Source organism: uncultured Arenimonas sp., assembly GCF_963976025.1.
Taxonomy (GTDB): domain Bacteria; phylum Pseudomonadota; class Gammaproteobacteria; order Xanthomonadales; family Xanthomonadaceae; genus Arenimonas.
This window is the reverse complement of sequence record NZ_CAXBJS010000102.1, coordinates 1-9,849: the sequence shown is the minus strand read 5'-3', so window position 1 is coordinate 9,849 and position 9,849 is coordinate 1. Positions and strand designations below refer to the sequence as shown.

Here is a 9,849-nt window from a genome sequence, read left to right as displayed (position 1 = left end):
CCGGCGGTCGCTTCCACGCAGTAGCCGTCGTGGGTCTCGGTGGTCGCATTTTTTCCGCGACCGGTCGAGACCGTGCAGGACGGGAACTGCGAGAAGCTGGCGATCTGGTTGTTGGCGTCGTTGGCGCCGATCATCATCACCGACTTGTAGCCGGCCGGGTAGGAACGCACGCTGTTGCCGTCGTTGCCCGCCGCGGCGATGACCAGGCCACCACTGGCGGTGAACTGGTCGAATGCGGTCTGTTCGGTGCTGTTGGCACCGCCGCCGCCCAGGCTCATGGAGATGATCTTGGCGCCGGCCTGCGAACACTTCGACGCCGCATTCGCCAGGTCGGATGAATAACCCCAGCCCGCATCGTTGAAGACCTTGACGATGTGCAGCGGGTTGCCCGGCGCCATGCCGACCACGCCGAAGCCGTTGTCGAGCGCGGCGATGGTGCCGGCGACGTGGGTGCCGTGCGGGCCGCCGTCCTGGTACCAGTTGCCGGTGCCGCTGTCGTTGCTGCCGGTGATGTTGCTGTCCGAGAAGTCCATGTTCGGACCTCCCGTCTCGCCCTGGCCCGAGTAGGCCAGGCCGGAATCGATGACACAGACCGTCTTCGCGCTGCCCAGGTTCAGCGTGACCTGGTTGGCCTGCGACTGATAGATGGCGTAGGGAGTCAGCTGGCTCGTGGTCGGATTACCCGCGTCGTCGTTGTACAGCGCCATCGGGTAACGCGGATGGTCCTGCTCGATGTATTCGATGTTCGGATTGTTCCGCAGGCCATTGAGGGCGGCCGCGGGAACCGACACGGCCATCGCGTTCATGCCCGAAATCTGCAACTTGATGCTGCCGCCGGAGGCGCGCACGGCGTTCTCGGCGTTGCCGCGGGCGCCGTCCTTGAACTTGACGATGTAGCGATCGGCGTCCGGCTGGGCAGCCAGGGCCGCGCCCGAGAACGCGAGTGCGACGGCAGTGCAGAGCAGATTGCGGGTCAGCTTGTTCACGAAGGTCCTCCACTGGACAGGGACGCGGCGGGCACGAAAGTGTGCTGTCCGTCGCAAAGTAGTCCGGAACCTAGCAGGATTTATTCGCCGTTCATATAGGGGGTGGCCGCCTTCACGCGGCATTAACGTTTAGGGGCTGAAGCCCCTCCCGAGGGGCCCGGTAAGGGATTCGCGCCTGAAGGCGCTCCTACAGGGGTTCGGACTTAGTTGTTGCCGCCGTCCAGGGCGGCGTCCTGCGGGGGGCCGGCGGCGCCGGCGGGGCCGACTTCGCAGCCGCCGCAGATGCGCATGCCGGGGCGGTTGTCGCGCAGTTCGCTGACGAAGCCGGCGCGGGCGGCGCCGGCCAGCACCTCGTTGTAGGACTGTTCGCGCAGGTTGCCCAGGATGCCGGCTTGCGGGTGCACGCAGCACGGCACCACCGTGCCGTCGGCGTCCATGTACAGCTGGTTCACTTCCCCGTCCCAGGGATGGTCGGTGAATTCCTCCGGGTCGGCCATGAACAGGCACACGCCCTTGCCCGGCTGCGGATCGCGGCCGGTCAGGTTCTGGCTGGATTCGGGCAGCCACATCCAGCGCCGGAAGCGCGGCGTCCAGCCGCGCGGCAGCAGGAAGGCGTTCCAGCGCTCGCGCGATGCCTCGTCCTCGCAGACCGTCATCGTGCGCAGCTCGATGTCCTGGCCGTGTTTGTCGCACAGCGCCTTGGTGCGCTCCAGGAATTCCTCGAGCTTGGACCACTGCGATGGCGGCCGCAGGCGTTCGTATTCCTCCGGCGTGCCGTCGCCGTCGCAGCTGACGATGATGCGGCTGAGCACGCCGCCTGCAATCGCCTTCTCGAAGTCGTCCCAGTAGACCTTCTGCGCGTTGGTCGAGAGTTCCACCTGCTCCACCGTCCAGCGCTGCTTCGGGATATGCGCCAGCAGGCCGGAAAGATTGCGGTGCAGCAGCGGTTCGCCGAAGTTGAACAGGCGCAGCAGGTGGATACGGTCGACGTCGATGTTGGCCAGGATCGCCGCGAAATCGGCCTCCGGCACCTGGCTGATCTTGGGCTGCAGGATCGAGTTCGGGCAGCCCAGGCAGCGCAGCTGGCAGCCGTGCACGATGTCCAGGTGGGCGAGATAAATGCTGCGGGCGGGCTTGCGGTTCATCGCCATAGCTTACGGGCCAGCGCCAGCGGCAGGTGAAGCCACAGCGCCACGAACAGCAGCGGCTGCAGCCAAGCCGGCGTTTGCGCGGCCTCGAACTTGCGGAAATAGCGCCACATGCCGCGGTGCTTCTGCCATTCCACCCAGGCCGGTCGGCGGCGGCTGGACACGCCGCGCAGGTGGGTGACGGCCAGGTCGTTCACCACCAGCACTTCGTAACCGGCCTGGCGCACGCGGCGGCACAGGTCCAGGTCTTCGGCGTGCAGGCGGTAGCCTTCGTCGAAACCGCCGATGCGCACGAACAGCACCGCCGGCAGGAACATCAGCGCGCCCGACACCGCCTCCACGGGCTGCACGTCCAGGGCCGGGTCGCGGCCGAGGAACAGGTTGTCGCGGCGGCCCAGGGAAAACAGCTGTTCGCGCAGCGAGGGGTCGCTGCGGCGCGAGGCCGGGTCGGGTTCGCCGTTTTCATCGCGGTGTTCGACGCCCAGCAGGCCGGCGCCGGCGCGCGCCATCGCCACGTCGGCCAGGCGGGTCAGCGTGTCGCGTTCGACGAAGGCGTCGGGGTTGACGAAGGCGATCCAGGGCTGGGCGATGGCGGTGGCGCCCTGGTTGCAGGCGGCCGCAAAACCGCGGTTGTCGGGGTTGCGCACCAGGCCCAGGCGCGGGTCACGCGCGGCCAGGCGTTCGACGATGGCGCAGGTGTCGTCCTTCGAGGCGTTGTCGACCACCATCACCCGCATCACGTGCCGGGCCGCCAGCAGCGCGGACAGGCAGCGTTCGATGGTGGCGGCGCTGGCGTAGGTCACCACCACCACGCCGATGTCGCGGGCGCCGAAGTCCAGCGCTCCCTGGGGCACGGAGGTCTGGTTCACGCTTCGCCCCGGAGTCGGGCCAGTTCGGCCTCGAGGTGGGCGATGTGGGCGGCGGCGGCGCGGTTGCGGCGCACTTCGTCGCGGTAGTCGGCGTAGATGCTTTCGGCCAGGTCGCCGTGCAGGGACAGCGCCGGCAGCGCGGCGAGGGTTTCCTGTTCGCGGGCACAGGCGGCCAGCAGGTACATCGGTGCATAGGCCAGGCCGGGCCGCAGGCCTTCGGGCGTGGCGGTGCTGGCGTCGGACTGGCCGTCGCCGGCCAGGTCCCACAGCACCGACTGGAACAGCAGCTTCTGGCCGAAAAGGCGCCGGGCCGGAAAACGCGCCGCCAGCAGGGCCTCGAACTCATCGCGGTAGAGCTCGCGCACGTGGTGCGGGTTCACTTCGCCGCTGAGGTCGGTGTACACGCGCTTGTCGGGCGTGGACACCAGCAGCAGGCCGCCGGGCGCCAGCAGGCGGGCGAAGCCGTCGAGCAGCCGTTCCTGGGCCTGCACGTGTTCCAGGGTTTCAAAGCTCAGGATCAGGTCGAAGCTGGCGTCGGGCAGGTGGTCCAGGGCCGTGGCGTCGGCCTGTTCATAAACCAGGCCCGGGACGCCGGCATAACGCGTCCGGGCGTGTTCGACGGTTTCGACGTCGGCGTCCAGGCCCAGCACGCGGCCGCCGGCGCGGGCGATCAGGGCGCTGCCGTAACCCTCGCCACAGGCGGCGTCGAGCACGCGCCGGCCGGCGGCCAGCGGCCGCGCCAGGGCGTAGCGATGCCAGTGCTCGTAGGCGATTTCGAGGCCGCGCTCGGGCGTGTAGCGCTCGCCGGTGAACGGCAGGACGGGGTGTTCGGACATGTGCAGATGCTAGCCGAACAGGTCGCGCTGCGGGCCGGAACGCGCGAGCTTTTCGAGGTTTTCCTGCAGCCGCTGGCGGTGCGGGCGCAGCGGGTCGGCCATGATGAACCGGGCCACGCGCTCGTTGTAGTCGGGCCAGCGGGCCAGCAACCGGCCCAGGTTGTCGCCGTTGGGCGCCATGTCCAGCGGGCCGAACGAGGCGTTGCCCAGGTGCACCACGTAGGCGGTTTCGCACAGTACGTTTCGCCAGCCCATGGCGGCGGCGCGCAGGCAGAAGTCGTTTTCCTCGCCGTAGCCGCGGCAAAACGTGGCCGCGTCGAAGCCGCCCAGCTGGCGCAGCGCGGCCCGGCGCAGGTACATGCAAAAGCCCACGGCGGTGGGGAGCTCGGGCAGGTCGGGGTCGGTGGTCAGCGCCGCCGCTTCGGCCAGGGCGTCGGGATGTTCGGGCACCGGGTTGGCTTCGCAGAAGCGCGGAAAGCTGCAGATCTCGGCGTTGTTGGACCAGGGCGTGATGGTGGCGATGCGTGGGTCGCGTTCGGCGCAGCGGGCGATCTGCTGCAGCCAGCCGGGCGTGGTGACGGTGTCGGAGTTGAGCAGCACGACATCGGCGTCGCCGGTTTCTTCAAAGGCAGCGTTGCAGTTGGCCGGGAAGCCCATGTTCAGTTCGCGCTGCACGTAGCGGGCGTCGAGCGCGCTGCGGTAACACCAGCCGCGGGCCATCGGGCTGATGCGCGGGTCGGTGGAGGCGTCGTCGGCCAGCAGCACGGTGGCGCCGGCCGGCAGCGTGCGGTCGAGCGATGCCAGGCAGGCGTCCAGCGCCTCGAGCGCATTGTGGATGGGCACGATGACGGTGGGCAGGCGGCTCATGGCGTGCCCCAGCGGTGCGGCAGGCGCACCAGGCCAAATTCGCGCGACTCGCCGCGCACCACGATTTCGCGTTCGCGCTGGTCGAACAGGCGCAGGCCTTCGGCGTCCAGTGCCACCGCGCGCAGGCGGTAGCGGCCCGGCAGCAGCGGCAGCGCGTCGAAGCGGACCCGGAAGCCGAAGCGGCCGTCGCCGAGCGATTCGGGCACGGCGCCGTCCATTTCCGAACTCACGCCATACACCGGCGTGCCGTCGGCGTGCAGCCAGCCCAGCATCGCCACCGGCGCGCGACCGTCGCGGCTGTGCAGTTCCAGTTCGCAGTCCAGGCCTGCCCCCTGCCCCAGCATCAGCGCGTCGCTGCTGTCGTCGCCCTGCAGGCGGAACACCTGCACGCTGACCTCGCCGGGCAGGCGCGGCGCGGCGGCGGTTTCGCTGGCGACTTCGCCGGCGGACTTCTCCGCCTGGAAGGCTTCGTAGGCCTGGCTGACTTCGAACACGTCACCCAGCGCCCGCAGCTTGCCGTCCTGCAACCAAAGCGCACGCCGGCACAGCTTGCGCACGTGGTAGAGCGAATGCGACACCAGCAGCAGGGTGCCGCCGCTGGCCAGGTAATCGTCCAGCCAGCGGATGCACTTGCGCTGGAAGGCCTCGTCGCCGACCGCCAGCACTTCGTCGGTGACCAGCAGGGCCGGCCGCACCGCGGCGATCACCGCGAAGCCCAGGCGCACCACCATGCCCGAGGAATAGTGTTTCACCGGTTCGTCGAGGTAGTCGCCGATGTCGGCGAAGGCTTCGATTTCCGGCAGTTTTTCCGCCAGCGCGCGGGCGTCCAGCCCGTGCAGGGCGGCGGCCAGGCGCACGTTGTCGCGGCCGCTGAGTTCAGGGTGGAAACCGGCGCCAAGCTCGAGCAGCGCACCGATGCGGCCGCGGGTGCGCACGCTGCCCGAGGTCGGCGTCAGCACGCCGGTGATCAGCTTGAGCAGCGTGGACTTGCCGGCGCCGTTTTCACCGATGATCGCCAGCGATTCGCCCGGCTGCACGGCGAAGCCGATGTCCTCGAGCACGCTGGCGTGGCGCCGCGCCGGCCGGCCGCGCACCACGTCCCACAGCGCCGCCAGGCGGTCGCCGCGGTGGCCCAGCACCGGGTAGCGCTTGCACAGGTCGCGCACTTCGACCAGCGGCGTGCTCACAGGAAGTCCTCGAGGTGGGCGCGGCCGCGGCGCATCAGCCACTGCGCCAGCACCAGCAGCAGGCCCGCGGCCGCCGCGCACACGGCCAGCGCCTGCCAGTCCACCGGCGCGCCGGACAGGCCGGCGCGGATGGCTTCCACCGGCACCGTCATCGGGTTCAGGACCAGCCAGGGCGAAACCGCCGGCGGCAGCAGCGCGCGGTCGTACAACACCGGCGTCATGAAAAATCCCAGCACCAGCAGCTGGCTGGTCAGCGCCGCGATGTCGCGCAGGAACACCTGCAGCACCGCCAGCAGGCGCGCCAGTGCCAGCGCCAGCACCGCCACTACGCCCAGGCCCGCGACCAGCGCCGGCAGGCCAGTCCAGTCCAGCGGCACGCCCCACAGCCACAGGGCCAGCAACACGATGGCGAAGCCGGCCAGTTCGATCAGCGCGCTGGCGGCGACGCGGGTGTCCACGTACAGCCCGTGCGGCACCGTGACCTTGCCGATCAGCGCGGCGTTGTCGGTCAGCGCGGTGACACCGCGGTTGACGGCATTGGCCAGCAGGTTCCAGGGCCACAGGCCCAGGGCCAGGAAGGCGGCGTAGGGAAGTTCACCGCCGCCCATCGCGCGCGCCGGCAGCAGCGCACCGAACACCCAGGCCAGCACCGCCAGCTGCAGCAGCGGCAGCAGCAGCAGCCAGGCGGCACCGAGCAGGCTGCCGCGGTAGCGTTCCTCGAGCTCGCGTCGTAGCAGCTCGCGGAAAACCGCGCGGACGGCCGGGCCCATGTCAGCGGTCGTCGGCTTCCACGCGCAGCGGATCCATCGCGCGGAAACGCTCGCCGTATTCGTCGGTGAGGCGACGGGCTTCAGCGGGATCGCGAATGACGCGCGGAGTGACGAGGATGATCACTTCGGTGCGCAGGGTGTCTTCGGTTTTGCTCCCGAACAACGCACCCACCACCGGCAGGCGGCTCAGACCCGGAACGCCGTCGCTGCCCTTGAGCGAACTGTCTCGGATCAGGCCGGCCAGCATCACCGTTTCGCCGCTCTGGATCGCGGCTTCGGTAACCAGGCTGCGCTTGTTGATCGGCAGGTTGCCGTTCTCGTCGGCCGTGTCGCCCGGGGAGCTCACTTCCTGGTCGATCTCCATGAACACGGTGCCGTCGCGGCTGATGCGCGGTGTGACGGTAAGGATGACGCCGGTATCGAGGTACTGGACCTGGGTGAAGGTGCCATTGCCGCCGGTGCCGTCGCCGACGATCGGGTTGAAGCTTGTCGAATTGACCGGAATCTTGGTGCCGACGTCGAGCTTGGCCTCGGCGTTGTTTCGCACCACCACCGAGGGCGTGGACAGCACGCGCACGTTGGACTGGTTGTCCAGCGCCGAGATGACCGCCGCCGCGTTGCGGCCCAGGAAGGTCCAGCCCAGGCCGCCGTCGCCGGTGACGCTGCCGGCGATGTCGCCCCAGATGTCGCGGCCCAGGGCGCTGGGCAGGTCGTTTTCGGCCACGGCTTCTTCGAAGAACCAGTTGACGCCGTACTTGAGCTTGCCGCTTAGCTCGACCTCGACCACCTGCGCCTCGATGTGCACCTGCAGCGGCATGGTGTCCAGGCGTTCGATGGTGCGGCGGATCGATTCCCACTGGGCGGGCGTGGCGCGCACCAGCAGGGCGTTGGATTCTTCGACCGCGCTCACCGACACGTCGTCCGAGGAGCCCACCGCGATGCCGTCGCCGCCGCGACCGGCGCGGCTGGCGCTGGCGGCCTGTTCGGCCGCCTTGGCGCGTGCGCCCGGGTCGGCAGCGTCGGGCGCCGGGGTGTTGATCGAGCGGATCTGCACCGGCTCCAGGCCGGGCATCAGCGAGGGCGGGCCGCTGGCATTGCTGCCGCCGGACGCCGAATAACCGCCGCCAAACACCTGGCTAAGCTGCTCGGCCAGGTCGGTGGCCTTCATGTACAGCACTTCGTAGGTGTACAGGCGCGCGCCTTCGCCGCCGCCGGCGTCCAGGCGCTCGATCCAGGTCTTGGCTTCGTTGAGGTAACGCGGCTGCGGCGTGATCACCAGCACGGCGTTCTGGCCCTGCAGCGGCATGAAGCGGAACATGCCCGACACCGGCGTATTGCCCTCGGCGCCGAAGATGGCTTCGAGTTCGCCGACCACGTCGTCGGCTTCGGCCGACAGCAGCGGGTACACGCCCACCGACATGCCCGACAGCCAGTCGACGTCGAAGATCTCGACGGTGCGCAGGTAGTTCTGCAGTTCGGCGCGGGTGCCGGCCAGCACGATCATGTTGCGCGCCGGGTCGGTGCTGACCACGGCGTTCGGGCGCGCGTAGGGCTCAAGCACCTTCTTCATCTCGTTGGCCGAGATGAACTGCAGCGGCACCGCGCGCACTTCGTAACCACGCGCGTTGGCGACGCCGCCGGTGCGCGGGGAAAGATTGCCGGCCAGGGCCTGATCGGTGGGCAGCACGTTGTAGCGGCCGTCCATCCAGACCAGGCGGGCGTTGTTCCAGCCCAGCACCATTTCCAGCAGGCCCAGGGCCTGGGCGGCGTTGACCGGGCGCGGCGTGGCCAGCGTCACCTGGCCCTGCACGCCCGGCGCGATGACGTAGTTCTGCTGCAGCAGGTCGCCCAGGATCACCTTGACCACGGCGTGCACGGGCTCGCCTTCGAAGTTGAAGGTGGCTTCGCCGGGCAGGTCGAGCGAGGGCGGCGGCGCCGAGGCGACCCGTTCGTTGATGACCCGGCCGGTGCCCGGGGTGAGCCGGGCGGCGTAGGGATCGGGCGCGGCGTCTTCCGGCGTGGCGGACGGCTCGGCGCCGGCCTCGGGCGAGGTGGCTTCGCGGCTGACCACGGGCACGCCGGCCAGCGGGTCGGCACCGCGGCGGACCACCGGCGAGGCCGGCGTGGCGCAGCCGGCCAGGAACACCAGCAGGGCCAGCACGACGAGGGGGGCGGGACGGAGTCTGGATGTCATCTGGCTACTCTACCTTCTGGCCTTCCCGCGCGGACTGCTCGCGCATCTGCGCGCGGCGGGCCTCGATGCGGCGGCGGATTGCTTCGACTTGCTGTTCTTCGCTCATGGCCTCGGATTCCTTGGCCGGCGCCTCGGCCGGGGCGGCAGCGGGGGCCCCGTTGGACGCGGCCTCGGGCCCACGCCGGGTACGGCGGCTGCCGTCGGCCTGGGGCGACGGCACGGCGGCGGTCTGGGTGCGCGGCGGGTCGGCGCTGCCGTCGTAAACCCGCAGGTCGAGCGTGCGCTGGCCTTCGGGGCCCTCGAACACGGCCGAACGCGGTTCCAGCGACACCAGGCGCCAGCTGGTGCCTTCGACCTGGTCGCCTTCGCGCACGCGCTGGTTGCGGCTGCCGTCGGGCGTTTGCAGCATGACGGCGCGGAAGTCGCCGGCGATCAGCACGCCGGTGAGGGTGAAATCGAGCGGCGCATCCTGGTCGCCGGCCTCGGACACGGCCGCCGGGCGCCGGCTGGGGATAAGCAGCGGCCGCTGGGCGACTTCGGCGTACTGGCTGGGCGGACCCAGGCGCGGGCCGATTTCCGACAGTTCCACCTGCGGCAGCGCCGGCGCCAGGGTCGGGTCGTCCGGGTGCGGGCCGAAGTTCGCGCCCATGCCGGCGATGGCCAGCACCAGCAGCGCCAGTGCCCAGGCCGCCAGCGCCGCGGGCAGCACGTTCACGGGGCGCAGGGACTCAAGCACCGGGCACCCCCGGCGTGGCCAGCAAGTAGCCGTAGAGGTTGAAGTTCACGTCCACCGCGCCCGACTCCTGGGCGGCGCCGAGGTAACTGGCGCGCGAAAGCAGGTCGAGGTTGTCGATGAACAGCTGCGGGCTGCCGCTTTCGAGTTCGTGCAGCACGGCGGCGAGTTCGGGCATGCCGCAGCGCAGGCGCACCTGCACGGTGGCGCGCACGAAGGGTTCGTCGCTGCGGCTTTCGGTGGGCGTGCGCGCGGTGAT

The 9,849-nt window shown here is 70.0% G+C and carries 10 protein-coding genes; all 10 read right to left on the bottom strand.

Annotated features, from left to right (window positions below):
• The coding region (locus tag AACZ35_RS09165; RefSeq protein WP_339828372.1) for a S8 family serine peptidase at nt 1–986 on the bottom strand (986 nt) is incomplete at its 3' end.
• 203 nt (nt 987–1,189) lie between these two features.
• Nucleotides 1,190–2,131 carry a radical SAM/SPASM domain-containing protein gene (locus tag AACZ35_RS09160; RefSeq protein WP_339828371.1) on the bottom strand — a complete coding sequence of 314 codons (942 nt, stop codon included), beginning with the start codon at nt 2,129–2,131 and terminating at the stop codon, nt 1,190–1,192.
• Nucleotides 2,128–3,003 (bottom strand): glycosyltransferase family 2 protein, encoded by an 876-nt coding sequence (locus tag AACZ35_RS09155; RefSeq protein ID WP_339828369.1) that lies wholly within the window; start codon nt 3,001–3,003, stop codon nt 2,128–2,130. Before AACZ35_RS09155 ends, AACZ35_RS09160 begins: the two co-directional genes overlap by 4 nt.
• Nucleotides 3,000–3,839 (bottom strand): class I SAM-dependent methyltransferase, encoded by an 840-nt coding sequence (locus AACZ35_RS09150; RefSeq protein ID WP_339828368.1) that lies wholly within the window; start codon nt 3,837–3,839, stop codon nt 3,000–3,002. Before AACZ35_RS09150 ends, AACZ35_RS09155 begins: the two co-directional genes overlap by 4 nt.
• 9 nt (nt 3,840–3,848) lie before the next feature.
• Nucleotides 3,849–4,706: a glycosyltransferase gene (locus AACZ35_RS09145; RefSeq protein ID WP_339828367.1), complete on the bottom strand. Its 858-nt coding sequence runs from the start codon at nt 4,704–4,706 to the stop codon at nt 3,849–3,851.
• On the bottom strand, nt 4,703–5,893 hold the full coding sequence (locus AACZ35_RS09140) for an ABC transporter ATP-binding protein (protein WP_339828366.1): 1,191 nt from the start codon (nt 5,891–5,893) through the stop codon (nt 4,703–4,705). The genes AACZ35_RS09145 and AACZ35_RS09140 overlap by 4 nt, the downstream gene beginning before the upstream one ends.
• The gene (locus AACZ35_RS09135; protein WP_339828364.1) at nt 5,890–6,663 is read right to left on the bottom strand and encodes an ABC transporter permease; all 774 of its coding nucleotides are present in this window, start codon (nt 6,661–6,663) and stop codon (nt 5,890–5,892) included. The genes AACZ35_RS09140 and AACZ35_RS09135 overlap by 4 nt, the downstream gene beginning before the upstream one ends.
• A gap of 1 nt (nt 6,664) precedes the next feature.
• Nucleotides 6,665–8,857 (bottom strand): type II secretion system secretin GspD, encoded by a 2,193-nt coding sequence (gene gspD, locus AACZ35_RS09130; protein WP_339828363.1) that lies wholly within the window; start codon nt 8,855–8,857, stop codon nt 6,665–6,667.
• A 4-nt stretch (nt 8,858–8,861) separates the two neighbouring features.
• Nucleotides 8,862–9,593, bottom strand: coding sequence for a hypothetical protein (locus tag AACZ35_RS09125; RefSeq protein WP_339828362.1), 732 nt, complete (start codon nt 9,591–9,593; stop codon nt 8,862–8,864).
• Nucleotides 9,586–9,849 (bottom strand): type II secretion system protein GspM (gspM, locus tag AACZ35_RS09120; RefSeq protein ID WP_339828360.1); only part of this gene is annotated, 264 nt, incomplete at its 5' end. The genes AACZ35_RS09125 and gspM, both read right to left, overlap by 8 nt.